The organism is Pseudoalteromonas ruthenica, assembly GCF_008808095.1.
Classification (GTDB): Bacteria; Pseudomonadota; Gammaproteobacteria; order Enterobacterales; family Alteromonadaceae; genus Pseudoalteromonas; species Pseudoalteromonas ruthenica.
This window is the reverse complement of record NZ_CP023397.1, coordinates 111,279-126,910: the sequence shown is the minus strand read 5'-3', so window position 1 is coordinate 126,910 and position 15,632 is coordinate 111,279. Positions and strand designations below refer to the sequence as shown.

Sequence of the window (15,632 nt, the reverse complement as noted above, 5' to 3'; positions counted from 1 at the left end):
TTACCTGTTAACTTGTTCAATTAATGCAATCGCCTCTTCAATCATACTCACCGATAAAGCCCTTGCCTTGTCGACTTCGCCATTTGCAACGGCAAGGAAGAGGTTTTTGTGCGCCTCAACAACCATATGCGTGTCGCCCTTAATCGGTGTAGTGTAACGAACACTGACATTAAGTGCGGTACTGGTAAAGTCTCTGAGCTGACGAAGAAAGCGGTTGCCACTTGCGTTAAGTAACTCTAGGTGAAAATCTATATCGTAGCGATGAAAGTTACTGTCGCAATCCACAGAGGCTGCCATGTTTTTCCAAGCGTGTTCTATTTTAGCGATAGACTCACTATCAGCACGCTGAGCCGCTAAAGCTGCGGCTTGTGGCTCAATAGCGAGCCTCATTTCCAAGAACTCCTTGAGTATCGATAACGAAGGGTTGCTGTCTAGCATCCAAGTAAGAACCTGCGGGTCGTAAAGATTCCAGTTATCAGCGTCTTCTATGCGTATTCCTTGGCGTGGACGAGAAGAGATTATTCCTTTTGCCGCCAGCATTTTTACTGCTTCACGTACGGCTGTACGACTAATATTGTATTGCTCACATAGTTTAGCTTCAGTAGGCAAAGCGTGGGCGCTATTGTAGTGTCCAGATATTATTGCTTTTCCCAGTTCATCGGCTAATTGCATGGACAAACTGGTCTTTCTTAGTGGTGCCATAAATTGAAATGTTACTTATAACTAGTTAAATAAGAGTGTGTGAGATATACCCACGATACAGGTGTTAAGTGTTTAAGTGTACTTGCTTTTGCGCCTTTTGTTTTTTAACTTCAACTCAGTATATTACTGGTTCATATTTTCACTAAAGGTTACTATATACTTCAAAACCTTATCTTAACGGGATCTGCTTTGAAGTCATCACTTTTCGCTGCCGCATTGGCACTGCTAAGCCACGCGAGTTTAAGTCACGCCACCCCCACTTACCACGACGCACTGGCACAGTACGCTGTCGATGAATACCAAGACGCACAAATTCACACTCTCGCGAATATGGTGTCGTTCGCTACGGTTAATACAAGTGCATATAAAACACCTGATAACCCTGAGTTTATTGGCTTCAAACACCTTTTGAAAATGAAGGCTGCACAGCTCGGCTTGGATTACCAAGATTTAGGCTACACCGTGCTTATTGGCATGGGTGAGCAGCAGGACAAGGTGACTATAGTGACCCATGGCGATGTGCAACCAGCCGATGCAACAAAGTGGGCCAAAAGCCCGTTTGTGCTCGATAGCACAACCGAGCCGGGCAAACTAATCGCCCGGGGTACCGAGGACGATAAAGGCGCAATCGCCACCGCGTTGTATGCCATGAAAGCCATTAAAGACCAGGGCATACAATTAGATAATCGCATTGAACTGATGATTTATTTGGCCGAGGAGTCCGACTGGCAACCGCTACGCACCTTTATGCAAAGCTATCAGCAACCTAAATATGCGGTGACCATCGATGCCAGTTACCCTGTGGTGGTAGCCGAAAAAGGCTGGAGCCTAGTGGCCCCCACTTTTAGCGGTACTTATCAGGGCTCACAGATGTATGTCAGTGAGTTAACAGGAGGCGCGTTTGTAAGCCAAATTCCTGAAGATGCTAGCGTGCGCGTGCACAATGCCAGTGCCGAAGCGATAGCTACGCTGCGTGCCAATGCGGCAGAGCTCAGTGACGTTGAGGTTCAAATTGAAGAGCTGGCCGATAATGAAGTGTTAGTGCGCGTCAAAGGCACTTCAGCGCATTCGTCGGAGCCCGAGTCTGGAGTCAATGCCATTGCCCACTTAGGCGCGGTGTTTAATGATCTGGAGCTGGCAACCAATGCCGATGGCCAAGCCTTACTATTTATTAATGAACTTATTGGTTTAGATCTTTATGGTAAGCAGTTTGGTGACATTGCCTATAGCCATGACTTCATGGGCCCAATGACGGTAGCACCGACCTTAATTGAGCGCCAAAACGACACGCTCACCCTCTCGGTGAACTTACGTCGGCCAGAGGGCAAGCCTGAGTCGCAACTGCGTACAGAAATTAACAGCGCTTTGAACAACTGGCAGCGTCGCCATCAAGTTGAGCTGGCAGCGGTTGATATAGAAATTGGCACCCCTATGCTATTAGATGATGCCCCGCACGCCGACGCCCTGCTAAATATTTTTAAGCACTACACTGGCGATGAGCAGGCGGAGTTTGTCTCCATTGGCGGCGGCACCAATGCCAAACTGTTTGATAACGCCGTGTCCTTCGGCCCTTCCATGCCTGGCAAAGCCTATACCGGTCATTCCGAGCATGAGTTTATGACCCCTGAGCAGCTACGTCTCAACCTCAAAATGTACACCGCCATGATGGTGACCTTAGGTAATATGTAGTGCTTCAATGACAGCCGTTATGGATGACGGCTGCTTGAATGCCAGGTGCACAATAACGATTCGCGCTGCACCGAGTTAGTGCAGCAAGCACATTTTAATTAAGCAATAGCAAAGGCTGCGTGCGCTATACCCTAGTTTAAACACAAGTGTATAGTTGGTTTATAAATTGCTTCTTCTCTATTTTACTCAAAAAAATACTTATGCAGACACCCATTAGAGGACTTCGCGCATTCTGTTTCGCAGCTCGCTGCTTGAGCTTCAAACAAGCGGCTGAGCAACTCTACCTCACCCCTTCGGCTGTCAGTCACCAAATTAAACAACTCGAGCAGCAGCTTGGCTTCGCACTTTTTCAGCGCCGTACCCGAGCAATAATACTGACTAACGAAGGTAAAAACTTCTTCGATGCCATAGAGCCTATTATCACTGATCTTGAGCAGACCATTCGCACCTTTAGTCACAAAGATAATAACGTCACCATTAGCATTGCCTTGCCAGAATTTTTCGCCAGCGAGCTATTGATGCCAGTGCTCAGTGAATGGACTTCACAGCATCCCGATGTCAATTTAGAGGTCGACACTTTGCGCACCCGCACACAAAAAGTGCGCAGCACCGATTTATCAATTGTTCTCTCGCATGACACTCCGGTCAGTGGCATTGCCACTGAATTATTTGCGTTGGAATATATTCCCGCTTGTAACCGCACTACCTACGAGCAGTGGCAACATAATAGCGAGCAGGCATTAAGTGAGCTGCCACTAATCGTCCATCAGTCGCGACCTTGGTCTTGGCATCAGTGGGCTGAATACCATTATGCAGGAGATTTCGCGCCCAAGCAGATCATTCAACTTGATAGTATGTTTGGGGTTGCCCGCGCAGCGCAGCAAGGAATGGGGGTGGCGTTAATCCCCATGCCGATTAGCCGCACTTGGTTTAATGAAGGATTACTATGGCCATTGGTCAACAAGCCCTTATGGACCAAGGATAAATACTATTTAGTTGAGCATGAAGTGGCTGAACCTGACTCGCCCCTGGCTGATTTTACCCAGTGGGTGATCAATACCTATAAACAGTAACGCGATAAGTCCTCTGGTATCGACAACCAAAGTAGCGTGTTATATCAATAAGTGAGCTGCTAACACTGTTAAGCCATCGCTTAAAAAAACGGGTGCATATTGTGTCAGCAAGCTCGCCTAAAACTTCAATTTATCTTGATAAGATTAAACAACAGCATGGCCTATGGTGATATTGATGGTATTTCCAGCAAAGGCCCACACGCCCAACAGGTAGCCGAAGTGATACATATTGCCATTGTTATTCGTTTCGTAGATGCTGACACCATCTTTAAATAAACTGACAATGAAAAACACAGGCATTAATAAACCATGCCACAGCCCAGATAAAAATCCGGCTTGCGAGGCATCCTCTGCTTTGTATTTTGATTGAAATCCTGGCATTGATAGCGCATAACTCATCGTTTACATCTTCCTTATTATTGTTGTTATCTCAAAGCGGCTCTTACATCAAAAGCAACAACCTTTCGCTTTGTCCTGATATTATTACTTTTACCAAACCTGAGTGATGCTTCCAACGACAGAGTTGTTACAAACTTTGTAAGTGTGTCTGTACTGTACACAAGATGAGATTGATGCCTTGGATAGGTCAATTAGGGTTGAGAATTTTTGATTTTATCTGGGCGCAGGATGGCGATTGAATAGCCAATCCGCTATGAGAAGATTAGGGACCCAGCTTAACCAGGCAAGTAGCGGATAAAAATCAGTAAAAGGTATGCCTGACGCCATAAACGCCCCCAGATAAATGCGCAAGGTGACAGCAGAGAAAGTGACAGAGAAGTTGCGTATCATCCAACGTCGATGAGCATCAAAATCCTTTTTCATAACACAGAAAAAGGCCATGAACCCAGTGATTAACCACACCAAAGCTGAACCAGTAAACCCAACGATAGACACTAAACCACCAAACGCAGTTTGTGCCAATGCCAAGCCAGCGAGCCCACCTAGCAGTACACCGACTAGTAGATAAACACGGCCAAACCAACGGTGCAGCTGCGGGTAACGCGAACGCAGAGTAGACAAAAATTGCCACGGACCCAGCGCTAAAGCCGTTAGCGAGCCAAACACATGCACATAAATAGCCAGTTGATGTTGGTTAAACACCACTTGCATATCGGGGTGCACCAACGAGCCGAGAGGCAAAAAGCTGTAAGCGTATAACGCATAACCAGCTACACCTAATGAACAAAGTAACAACGCCCACCAGCTTAAAGTTTTCACGGTTGTATCTGCCTCAATTGCAAAAAGTCAGCGCTTAACAGATACCGCGTCAAGCTAGGGTCAAAGCATAGTCCTTAATTTAGGTAAAAACCACCATGCTGATAATTGCTATTTTCAACATTTTTAGCAGGCAATAAAGTCCAGACGCAACCATCTAGACAACGGCGATAACCTAATCAGGGGCTAATTAATTGATTGTATTTATATTATCAGCTTCGCATAGAACTCCGGCTGCACAATGAACTCGCGGATTCATCTATAGATAAATTTTTTTCATTTAACGGTGCGATTTATATCGTTTGTAGAGTAAAAGCTTTAAACCTACAGTTAATACCGAAGCAAACACACAACCCGAGGATAGCACCGTGAAAACGCTCAAATTAGCTCTAGCCATTACGACAGCCACATTTTTAACGAGTAGTTACGCCGCTGACTACAAATTAGCCGTCATCGATGACAACGACACATCAAAAGCAGTACTTGCAGGGCAATACGACCAGGTAATTAACTTAAGCAATGTCACTGAGTTAGACCAGCAAGCTGCATTCGAGAAGTCGGTGAACCAGTGTGCTGCGCACATCCAAGTAGGCAAGGCAGACGAAGCGCTTTCAATGTGTAGCCTCGCGATTGAACTGATCAGTGAGATAGATGTAAATGCCAACAAGCGTCGCGAGCTTACTGCTTACGCCTATGGCAACCGTGGCATCGCCCACTCTTTGAAAAACGAATACCAGGCCGCGCTGGACGATTTCAGCGCCGCATATAAAACAAAGCGCAATACCATTACCCGTGCAAATCTAAAAACGGCGCAATCTAGTCTCAAGCAATTGCAAGGCCATGTAGCACCGTAAGACCCTTCTCATAGTGTGTTGTTCCTGCTCAAAGGAACCCCCAAAAGCGTCCATCTGGGCGCTTTTTTATATTATCAGCCCCGCTCTAAATATTAATAATATTCGCGGACAACTTCACGCAAACCATAGCGTGTAGCCTACCCACTTTTACGGCTGCGCGGGCCGCCGAGCACAATAGCCAGCTGACATAAGCACACACTGAGAAACGCGCTGACCCCGAGGGCGCCGCCATAACCGTGTAAATGCGGCACCAAGTAATGAAATAGCAATGCAAACAACACGGCCGCACTGGTTAAGGTGTAGTAGCCAAAGCGCGCCGGGGTACTCATACCCACGAAGGTACCGCCAAAGAAAACCACTGAATACAGCTCTGCATGAGTGCTCATCAATAAAAACAGCGCATACGCAATAAGAGACAACAAACTAGAGGCACGTAGCGCGTTGAAGTAACGCAGCTTGGAAAGGAAATAGGTGGCAAACGCAGCAGTCACCGCAATAACAATAGTGAGCACCATTAACCTACCCCTCCTTGCACTAACATAAATAGCGCCACACTGACAAAGGCCACGCTTCCAAGTTTACCGCCGAAGCCAGTAAAAAGATTCATCGTCAACGCGTACAACGTTGTGCCAATAAAGGCGATAACGGCTAGTTGCCAGTAACCCGAAATGAGCTCAGCTGAACACATACCCGCAAAGCTCCCGGCATACACAGCGGCATTGGGGTGGCCTGCAAAGCGTTTTGGAAAGGGAATAACGGAGCCTATTAACCCAGTTGCAGCGGCAGCGGGAACGAGCGGCACAGCCCAATAGCTATGTAAAATAAAGCAGCTTAAACAGCCCGATAGAAAAGCAAGGTACTTAACAACAAAAAACAACCACAGCGCCCTTGGATAAAATAAGGTGGGGCATTATGCCACAGCTTAACGTTTACCTCGACATCAGCTCAGTGAGCGAGCCACCACCGCACGGGGGCACCTGAGGCGCAAGCGCTCATAGTGTTGGCTTGTTCTCTTTCGTCGCTATTTTTAGCCAAGTACTTACAATTCTTTTAGTGTAGGCTGCAAGCAGTATCAGCGATAAGAACAAAATAGAAAATGAAATGCTCTGTATATATAGCAACAAGCGCAGACGGTTACATTGCAACTAACGAAGGAGCAGTGGATTGGCTCCATAGTGCCGGTAACTCTGATGCTGATATGGGAAATAACCCAGACATGGGGTTTAGCGCTTTCATGGCTGCTGTTGATTGCATGGTCATGGGACGCAAATGTATGGAAACAATTGCAAGCATGAATTTAACCCCCGAACAATGGCCTTATGGTGATACGCACATCGTTGTTTTAAGTAACACAGTAAAAGAGCCACCCGAAAATTTGATGGGTAAGGTAGAGATGTTCTCTGGTGATATTACTGATTTAGTTAAAGGATTAGCAAACAAAGGATTCAAGCATGCCTACATTGATGGTGGCTCTACGATTACTTCGTTTCTTAATCTTAAACTCATCAATGAAATGACCATCACTAGAGCACCTGTACTATTAGGAAGTGGAATCCCACTTTTTGGTAAACTCGACAACCCCATAAAGCTCGTTAACTCTAAGGCAATAGCCTTTGCTAATGACTTCGTTCAAGTAAAGTACGATGTAAAATACCCATAACAAGCAGGCGTAGTGGGTTATTTTACACGGGACCGGATACTCTCACCCGGCCACAGGTATCACGCGTAAGGAATTAAAAAATACCAAAACCTTGAACGAGCCAGATTCAGACAGCCATCCCGCCACCGAAATCACCGTGTATGCATCTAGGCACTTTGAGTTTCTCCCACAGTCAGGAAAACGACCCATTGGGTCGTTTTGTCGTGTCTGCTTGTAGATCAATATAGCGAAACTTCAACGCTGGTAAGTACTTCCTTAATTTGCTATCAATGGTCATAGGACAAAACGAGGTTGGTTGCGGCAGAAAAACGACCCAATCGCTCGATATTAAATTGTTATATCACGAGAGTATATATGTCAGAACGTTCATTAGAGTTAGCAAAGCAAAGCATGAATGGAGTAAGTAAATATGACTACTTCATTGTTGGAATCGGAGCAGCTACGTTTGCATATTTTGCAAAAGGATTTAAAGCCAATGCGGTTATTGGTTTAAATGAAAGTACATTCGTTTTATTTACACTACTTCTTTTAGCTCTTTCAGTAATTTCAGGGCTTAAGAAAATTGAGCGATATAATACATTTCTTGAAAAGAATGGTAAGTACCTAGATTATTCTGAATATTTGGCTGCGTATAAAAAGAATGCCATAGAGGGTGAACATTCTATTAATGAGGAAAGCGGTGAAATTTTAAAACCTGAAGATTCTGCAATTAAAGCTGAGGCCCTTGAACAGTTATTACCAAAATGGAAGGATACCTTGGAAGGTTTAAGTAAAAAAATTTGTATTTGTAGTAATGTTAGAGATTACACGTTGTTTCTTTCTTATGCTCTTTTAGCAGTTAGTAAAGTACTACCTGTTTTGTGATATAACAAGCAATTCAACAGGGATAAAAAACTTGCAGGCTATTCGCTTCGCTCAATTTTAGCCCACAATTTTTTACCCGTTAATCGGGCGTTATGTCTTTTGGAGGAAACCATGAAAATAATAAGAAAACTTGTGTTGGCTCTATCGTTATTCTCTGGGTCGGTTTCAGCGCAGGTGGATCCGGCTTTTGAGCCAGTTATGGCGCTATTTTCCGCAATGTCGGAAATTGACCACTCAGGTATGAGGGCGGCGGTAACAGATAAATTCAAACTCCTTGAAAACGGAGAAGTTTGGGGTATTGATGAACTTGTCGCTGTTGTCGCTCCAAGTGAATACAAGAGAGAAAATTTCTTTAGTCTAATCTCTTCTGATGTGAGAGAAGATATCGCGCTTATAAATTACTGGAATAAAGCCGTATTTTCGTCAAAAAAATCCACGCAGAATGTTGTGTGGCTAGAAAGTGTGGTGGTAGTCAAGGACAACGGAAGCTGGCGTCTGCAGCAGATGCATTCTACGCATGTTAACGAGGAAAAGGTTCCGGATTCTGTAGCATTTACCGAGATGCGCTAAAACATAACAAGCGGTTGTAATCGCCGCGAAATACGCGACTGGGACGGCTTACGCTACGCTTCAGCCTCTAAACACAGCGTTATGACAAGAGGGACATAATTCAGGTGAACGTAGGAATTTACATCTATGATCAGGCCGAGGTTTTAGATTTTTCAGGACCATTTGAGGTATTTTCAACGGCTTCGCGAGTTTGCAAGAATGACAACCCTTTTGACGCTTTCTTGGTCAGCGAAAGCGGTAATGCGATTAGCGCCCGGGCTGGTTACAGGGTAATGCCAAACTATGGGTTTAATGACCATCCTATGATGGATGTTCTAATCGTTGCAGGTGGTGTTCACTCCAATGAAATAGGCAAATCCCAGGTGATGGAATGGATCTCCCAACAATCGACAAACGCATCCATAACAGCCTCTGTTTGCACTGGTGCGTTTTTGCTAGCTAAAGCAAAAGTGCTGAAAGAGCATAAAGTCACGACTCACTGGGAAGATATGGCTAATCTAAGGAGCAAGTTTCCCCAGCTGAACGTTATCGAAAATGTGCGATGGGTCGATGAAGGAAATATCATTACTTCAGGTGGTATCTCGGCAGGAATTGACATGAGTCTACATTTGGTAAGTAGGTTGCACAGCAATGACTTGGCCGAAAAAACTGCAAGGCAGATGGATTTTTCATGGACAAAGAACTCATAGCCAAGCTAGTCACGGCGCCGTCTACCACATAGCGTAGCCACGCGTGCTTAGCGGCGTTGCCATCGTCCACTTCTAGCACCCAGCTGACCTTCAGGCCAGCCAGTGTGCCAATATAAACTTTAATCTTCTGGGTCACTACGCATAGCTACGGGCAGTCATTATTCAGGCCTTGCGTAATGGCTTTGCTATAACTGGCCGCCGTGGGAATGGCACCATCACAGGCGCTTTTATTGCTGAGTACGGCGTCATACTTCCATATAAAGCCACCGGTAAGACCCTGCTCACTCACTGCCGCGAAGGATTGGCAGAACGCGCTAGGGCACAGCTCTGGGTTGGAGTCGCTGGCCCCTTTTACCGCCAAGCCTACGACCAGGTAAGCGCCGCCCTGCCCTTCACCGACAACGGCCGAAAGCGCATCTAGCCAAGGTTGTAAGCGCTCAAGATTACCAAGGCCACCGGAATAACATTGTAGATTCCACCAACTAACGCGGTAGCCCTTATCCCACAAGGTTTGCATATACCCTTGCCACAACGAGGGTTGTTGGTAAGGGCAAAAGGTAACCTGATAACCCAGATCAAACAGGATTTCGGCAAACTCAGTAATGGTACTTGCTTTCACCACCTCTTCATTATCGAAATCGACGCCATCAATTAGGCACTCGCCATCGACCGTAAAGGCCTCTCGCAATGTTTTAAAGTTGGCTTTAATTTGCTCGCGCATGCCATTTTCCAACATATACTCAATAGCTTGAAAATCGCATACTCCCCAGCCACCGATAGAAATAAAGATTTTTTCTACCTTGGAGCCATGTTGTTTTAGCTGCGCCAATTTACTAGGCCAAGCAGCTATGTCGGCGTCATTATTGGGGTTAAAGGTGTCGCCATCGGTAATGCGGATATTGCCATCATTGAAAACCAGCTCTCCCCATGATTGGCCGGGTACAGCTTGGCAGTTACTGTTATTTAAATCACCCGCGCGGCCAATATGCATGGCCCAGAGAATAAGCGTGGTAAAACCACTTTGCTGCGCGTCGCCAATGCATTCGTTGGTGATCCCGGGGCCAAAATCACCACTGCAATAGGCGGCAAGATTAATCGTACTCATAATAAACACTCCTTTGGTTAGGGTGAGGTAGCCACCATGGCGTGCGCTCTCGCTGTCGCCATGATGCTACTGTGTCATTACTATGAGGCTAGCTTTGCGGCGCGAGCGGCGCTGTGAGGTGTTAGCAGCTGTAACAAAGTCAATGTCTCGCAGTGCAATTCCTGCGGCCATAAAAAAGGCCACTCAACAGTGGCCTTGGTGGGTAACATCACAATTTTATTTTAGGTCAAAGCGATCCGCTGTCATCACCTTGGTCCAAGCGGCCACAAAGTCTTCAACAAACTTTTTCTCGGCATCTTTAGACGCATACACTTCAGCGATGGCACGCAGCTCTGAGTTAGAGCCGAAAATCAAATCAACCGGTGTCGCCGTCCACTTTAACTCGCCGCTTTGGCGGTCGTGGCCTTGGTAGATACCTTGCTGTTTATCTGACTTGCTCCATTTCGTTGACATATCCAGCAAGTTGACGAAGAAGTCATTGCTTAATGTGCCTGGTTGGTCAGTAAACACGCCATGATCCACGCCTTTATAATTGGCATCCAAGGTGCGCATACCGCCCAGTAGCGCCGTCATTTCCGGCACACTTAGGTTTAACAGATTGGCGCGCTCAACCAGCATACCGGTAGGCGATTTCCAACCACTGTCGTAGTAGTTACGGAACGCATCAGCGGTTGGCTCAAGTACCGCAAACGACTCAACGTCAGTGTACTCTGGCGATGCATCCATACGTCCTGGTTTAAACGGCACCGTAATTTCATGGCCCGCGTCTTTGGCTGCTTTTTCAATGGCTGCAGCGCCCCCTAAGACGATAAGGTCCGCTAATGAAACCTGTTTGTCGCCGCCTTGGCGGTTAAAGTCTTGCTGAATGTCGCCCAATACCTTTAATACTTTAGCCACTTCTTCAGGGTTGTTCACCGGCCAATCTTTCTGCGGCGCCAAACGTAGGCGCGCACCATTGGCTCCGCCGCGCATATCGCTGCCACGGAAGCTAGACGCTGATGCCCATGCCACACGAACAAGCTCTGGCACGGTCAATCCTGAATCTAGGATCTGTTCTTTAAGTGTACTGATGTCTTGCTCAGTGACCAGCTCATGGTCAACCTCTGGAATATAATCTTGCCAGATTAAGATTTCCTCAGGAACTTCGTCGCCGAGGTAACGAGCACGCGGACCTAAATCGCGGTGATTTAGCTTAAACCAAGCTTTCGCGAACGCCAGCTCGTATTGTTCTGGATTGGCGCGAAAACGCTCAGCAATTTTGCGAAACTCAGGGTCTTTTTTCAGCGCGATGTCGGTAGTAAACATAATCGGCGCATGGCGCTTACCTTTAACATGGGCATCTGGCACTAAGTTCTTCGCCGACTCATTGGTCGGGATCCACTGTGTGGCACCGGCCGGGCTCTTGGTTTGCTTCCACTCGAAATTAAATAAGTTATCGAGGTAGTTCATGCTCCACTGCGTTGGGGTCACGGTCCACGCACCTTCAAGGCCACTGGTGATCGTATCTTCAGCGTTGCCTTTGCCACATTTGTTTTTCCAACCAAAACCTTGGTCTTCTAACTCTGCCGCTGCTGGCTCTGCGCCCACGCAATCAGGTTTTTTCGCACCGTGAGCTTTACCAAAGGTGTGACCACCGGCAATAAGCGCCACAATTTCCTCATCGTTCATCGCCATACGACCAAAGGACATACGAATGTCGCGCGCTGCGAGCAAGGGATCGGGGTTGCCATGCGGACCTTCAGGGTTGACATAAATCAGCCCCATTTCCACAGCAGCAAGTGGGCCTTTGAGCTTACCTTTTTTGTCACGGCGCTCGTCGGTCAGCATTTTGCCCTCTGGGCCCCAGTAAACCAAATCTGGCTCCCAGTCATCTTCACGACCACCGGCATAACCAAAGGTTTTAAAGCCCATATCTTCTAGGGCAACATTGCCGGTCAGGGCCATTAAGTCAGCCCAAGAGATATTGCGGCCATATTTTTGTTTAATCGGCCACAATAGGCGACGCGCTTTATCCAAGTTGGCGTTATCTGGCCAGCTATTAAGTGGGTCAAAACGCTGCTGCCCGCCACCTGCGCCACCGCGACCATCAAATACACGGTAGGTTCCAGCTGCGTGCCAGGCCATACGAATGAAGAAAGGTCCATAGTGACCATAATCTGCTGGCCACCAATCTTGCGAGTCTGTTAGTACCGCACGAATGTCGGCTTTAACGGCATCAAGGTCGAGGCTTTCAAAGCCCTTAGCGTAGTCAAATTCTTCACCATAAGGGTGTGACTCCACGCCATGAGCTCGAAGGGGGCTTAAATCAAGCTGCTCAGGCCACCAAAACTGGTTTGATTTCGGCTCACTGGCATAAGCCTGCATAGATACGACTGATGACACTGCCATGGCAATGGCAGTCGCCAAAGGAATTGCTTTGTTGCGCATAATCTTCGCTCCTAATGGGAGGGTTGTTAATTGAGAGTAAATATAGACCAGTTTTCCAATCTATTGGAGCGAGAAAAACAGATTAGGTTAATCGATAATTTTGATAAGGGTTTTGTTTCAAATTGCTCTACACTAACGCGGCTTCGAACATTGCCGCGCGGGTGTAGGTGGTAGCGTCGCACACTTAGCTGCGCAAGCTCAGCTCTAACTGCTCTAACGACTTGCCCTTGGTTTCTGGCAGATAACGCCATACCAGCGCTAATGCAATCAATGCAAAAATACCGTAAATGGCAAAAGTCGCCGCTGCCCCGAATTGGCTAAGCTCCCAGGGGAACACAAGCTGCACCGCAAAACTCACTGCGTTATTCACTACAGTGACCGCAGATATGGCAATCGCCCGCACAGTATTCGGGAAAATCTCCGCAAACATCACCCACATCACCGGCCCAAGAGATAACGCAAATGACGCCACAAAGAGGGTGATCCCCAACAGCACCAAGGTGGCATTCATGGTGATCGCTTCACTGAGGATCGCACTTTCATGTTTGCGCGCATCTTGGACCCCTAAATGCTGAGTCAATGCCGCTTTAAAGGTAACATCATCGCTGTAAATATGAGCCCGCATAGGACTTAACTGACTGACCACAGTGGCCGGTAGTTGCTGTTGTAGTGCGCGCAGCTTGGTATCGTCAATATGGTAGCTGGCTTGTTTGAAACCCCAACTACACAAGGCCATGCTGACGATAATACCGCCCAACCCCAAGAGCAGTAGAGGACGCCGGCCAAAACGATCGATGCACAGCATGGCGACCACCGTAAACACAACATTCACTAAGCCTATCCACAGTGCTTGGGCAAAGGCTGCGTTGGTGCCTACACCACTTTGCTCAAAAATAGTGGGGGCATAAAAGAATATAACATTGATGCCGGTGATCTGCTGAGCCACAGCCACCAGCAGGCCAATCAATAACACAAAACGCACTCGCCGCCCGGCTAACAAACGAATACGTTGCGATAGCGGCGCTACTTTATGCTGCAATGAGGCTCGCATACTGCGTAGTTGCTCATCAATACGTTGTGCGCTAAACAGGCGAGCGGCAACGCTTTGCGCCTCTTCATGCTGTTGACGCATCAGTAGCCACCGTGGACTGCGAGGAATAAAAAACAACAACAGCAACCAGCACAGTGCTGGGGCGATTTCCAGCCCGAGCATCCAGCGCCACAAATGCTCATTAATAGCCAGGCTTTGCGCCCAGCCAGCCTCGGATTGAGCTAAGTTCAGTAAATAGTAATTGGTAAAATAAGACACCGAAAAGCCCAACACGATATTCAATTGATTGATCGACACCAACTTACCGCGATGCTCGGGCAGGCTAATTTCAGCTATATACATGGGTGCAACCATCAATGAGCAAAATGCCATGCCGCCAATAAAGCGCGCCGCAATCAGCATCCAATAACTTTGTGCAAAGGCCGAAGCCAGCGCCGACACTAAATACAATGCGGCAATTACAATCAAGGTTTTGCGCCGACCGATGGCATCGCTGATGGCGCCAGCAAAGCAAGTGGCTAATAGCCCACCAAGCGTTGGCGAGCTCACGACGAACCCTTGCTCCCAACTACTTAAGTGGAAATCGTCAACAATAAAGCCAACCGCGCCAGAGATCACCGACGCGTCGAAGCCGAAGATAAAGCCTCCCAAAGAAACAACAAGCGTATAAAATAACGCCGGAGGCAGGGTTTTGATCATGGTGCACTCACCAATGAGTCGCGCGCAACCAAAGAGGGCGCAAACAGATTACGAGGCTCGGCGACCCCCCGCTGTTGGTACACATGTGCCAAGACCCAATGCGCGGCCGCCTCACCCATCAGCCGAATGGGGTTGTCTATGGTGGTTAATTTTGGATACAAGTAACGGGCAAACAACACGTTGTCGAAGCCAATAATCGACAGTTGCTCGGGTATCGCGATGCCAAGCTCACGGGCTGCGGTCATCGCCCCTGAGGCCATCTCATCGTTGGCGCAAATCAATGCACTGAATTTGTGCTTTGCTCTGTAGAGCTGTTCCAGCCCTTGCGCACCCTCCGCTTCATGATAGCCGCCCTCAATTAATAGCGCATCGTTAAATGCAATATTGGCCTCAGCCAAAGCACGCTGATGCCCCGCCAAGCGCTCTTTAGCATCGCCTTTGAATAATGGCCCGCTAATATAAGCAATATCCTTATGTCCGGCATCCAATGCCGCTTTAGTAGCCAGGTAACCGCCCAGTTCATTATCGGTGTAAAAACAACGCTCGCTGATAGCATCAATTTTGCGGTTAATAAGAATGATTTGTGCATCACCTTTGGCAAGCTCGAGCAAATACTCATCACTGACCGCTTCGGCATGTAAAATGAGGGCGTCACAGCGACGATCGAGTAAAAATTCAATGGCCTGTTTTTCTTTTTCTTCATCACTGTGGCCGGCGGTGATCACCACATGCTTGCCCGCTTTTCGCAACACATTCTCAACCGTACTCATCATATCGCCGAAGAACGAACCATGCAGCGCTGACACCAATAAGCCAACGCTGTTGCTGCAATTAGAAGCCAGCGACTGGGCAATGGCGTTGGGTTTATAGCCCAATTCAGTCATGGCTTTAAGCACTTTATCCCGGGTGCGTTCACTGACCCGGACATTGCCGTTCATCACTCTGGAGACGGTGGCCAAAGACACGCCCGCTGCTTTTGAAACTTCGTAAATGGTTGCCATGTTTATTCTTTTAGATTGTCCTTTGAGGCCTAA

General features: G+C 47.4%; 16 protein-coding genes. 7 read left to right on the top strand and 9 right to left on the bottom strand.

The window, feature by feature from the left end:
• Positions 1 to 702, bottom strand: a complete 702-nt coding sequence (locus tag PRUTH_RS15925; RefSeq protein ID WP_130146181.1) for a FadR/GntR family transcriptional regulator — start codon at positions 700 to 702, stop codon at positions 1 to 3.
• Between the two features lie 189 nt (positions 703 to 891).
• Between PRUTH_RS15925 and PRUTH_RS15920 the strand changes: the two genes are divergently transcribed.
• Entirely contained in the window at positions 892 to 2,391 is a 1,500-nt protein-coding gene (locus PRUTH_RS15920; RefSeq protein WP_151173836.1) for a dipeptidase, read from the top strand.
• Positions 2,392 to 2,591: 200 nt separating this feature from the next.
• Complete coding sequence (locus PRUTH_RS15915; RefSeq protein ID WP_022945468.1) at positions 2,592 to 3,464, top strand: LysR family transcriptional regulator; 873 nt, start codon at positions 2,592 to 2,594, stop codon at positions 3,462 to 3,464.
• 144 nt (positions 3,465 to 3,608) lie between these two features.
• Here the strand turns inward: PRUTH_RS15915 and PRUTH_RS15910 are convergent, their stop codons facing one another.
• Together PRUTH_RS15910 and PRUTH_RS15905 are read right to left on the bottom strand one after the other, a co-directional pair.
• Positions 3,609 to 3,863, bottom strand: a complete 255-nt coding sequence (locus tag PRUTH_RS15910; RefSeq protein WP_052698265.1) for a hypothetical protein — start codon at positions 3,861 to 3,863, stop codon at positions 3,609 to 3,611.
• A gap of 213 nt (positions 3,864 to 4,076) precedes the next feature.
• Positions 4,077 to 4,682 (bottom strand): DUF2306 domain-containing protein, encoded by a 606-nt coding sequence (locus PRUTH_RS15905; RefSeq protein ID WP_052698264.1) that lies wholly within the window; start codon positions 4,680 to 4,682, stop codon positions 4,077 to 4,079.
• Positions 4,683 to 5,047: 365 nt separating this feature from the next.
• On the opposite strand from PRUTH_RS15905, the gene PRUTH_RS15900 reads away from it, so the two are divergent.
• Complete coding sequence (locus PRUTH_RS15900) at positions 5,048 to 5,533, top strand: tetratricopeptide repeat protein (protein WP_138510463.1); 486 nt, start codon at positions 5,048 to 5,050, stop codon at positions 5,531 to 5,533.
• Between the two features lie 137 nt (positions 5,534 to 5,670).
• On the opposite strand, the gene PRUTH_RS15895 is transcribed toward PRUTH_RS15900, so the two are convergent.
• Positions 5,671 to 6,048, bottom strand: a complete 378-nt coding sequence (locus tag PRUTH_RS15895) for a hypothetical protein (protein ID WP_138510465.1) — start codon at positions 6,046 to 6,048, stop codon at positions 5,671 to 5,673.
• Positions 6,048 to 6,410 carry a hypothetical protein gene (locus PRUTH_RS15890; RefSeq protein ID WP_179954360.1) on the bottom strand — a complete coding sequence of 121 codons (363 nt, stop codon included), beginning with the start codon at positions 6,408 to 6,410 and terminating at the stop codon, positions 6,048 to 6,050. Before PRUTH_RS15890 ends, PRUTH_RS15895 begins: the two co-directional genes overlap by 1 nt.
• 219 nt (positions 6,411 to 6,629) lie before the next feature.
• On the opposite strand from PRUTH_RS15890, the gene PRUTH_RS15885 reads away from it, so the two are divergent.
• From PRUTH_RS15885 to PRUTH_RS15870, 4 genes are all read left to right on the top strand, one after another.
• The gene (locus PRUTH_RS15885; RefSeq protein WP_151173835.1) at positions 6,630 to 7,193 is read left to right on the top strand and encodes a dihydrofolate reductase family protein; all 564 of its coding nucleotides are present in this window, start codon (positions 6,630 to 6,632) and stop codon (positions 7,191 to 7,193) included.
• Between the two features lie 354 nt (positions 7,194 to 7,547).
• Positions 7,548 to 8,057: a hypothetical protein gene (locus PRUTH_RS15880; protein WP_151173834.1), complete on the top strand. Its 510-nt coding sequence runs from the start codon at positions 7,548 to 7,550 to the stop codon at positions 8,055 to 8,057.
• Between the two features lie 111 nt (positions 8,058 to 8,168).
• Entirely contained in the window at positions 8,169 to 8,627 is a 459-nt protein-coding gene (locus PRUTH_RS15875; protein ID WP_151173833.1) for a nuclear transport factor 2 family protein, read from the top strand.
• A 104-nt stretch (positions 8,628 to 8,731) separates the two neighbouring features.
• Positions 8,732 to 9,316: a DJ-1/PfpI family protein gene (locus tag PRUTH_RS15870; RefSeq protein ID WP_151173832.1), complete on the top strand. Its 585-nt coding sequence runs from the start codon at positions 8,732 to 8,734 to the stop codon at positions 9,314 to 9,316.
• A 145-nt stretch (positions 9,317 to 9,461) separates the two neighbouring features.
• Here PRUTH_RS15870 and PRUTH_RS15865 read toward each other — a convergent pair whose 3' ends face one another.
• The 4 genes from PRUTH_RS15865 to PRUTH_RS15850 all read right to left on the bottom strand — a co-directional run bounded on the left by PRUTH_RS15865 (position 9,462) and on the right by PRUTH_RS15850 (position 15,599).
• Complete coding sequence (locus PRUTH_RS15865; protein WP_151173831.1) at positions 9,462 to 10,421, bottom strand: glycoside hydrolase family 18 protein; 960 nt, start codon at positions 10,419 to 10,421, stop codon at positions 9,462 to 9,464.
• Positions 10,422 to 10,637: 216 nt separating this feature from the next.
• Complete coding sequence (gene katG, locus PRUTH_RS15860; RefSeq protein WP_151173830.1) at positions 10,638 to 12,848, bottom strand: catalase/peroxidase HPI; 2,211 nt, start codon at positions 12,846 to 12,848, stop codon at positions 10,638 to 10,640.
• 184 nt (positions 12,849 to 13,032) lie between these two features.
• Complete coding sequence (locus PRUTH_RS15855) at positions 13,033 to 14,598, bottom strand: sugar porter family MFS transporter (RefSeq protein ID WP_151173829.1); 1,566 nt, start codon at positions 14,596 to 14,598, stop codon at positions 13,033 to 13,035.
• Positions 14,595 to 15,599: a LacI family DNA-binding transcriptional regulator gene (locus tag PRUTH_RS15850; RefSeq protein WP_151173828.1), complete on the bottom strand. Its 1,005-nt coding sequence runs from the start codon at positions 15,597 to 15,599 to the stop codon at positions 14,595 to 14,597. Before PRUTH_RS15850 ends, PRUTH_RS15855 begins: the two co-directional genes overlap by 4 nt.
• Between the last annotated feature and the right edge of the window lie 33 nt (positions 15,600 to 15,632).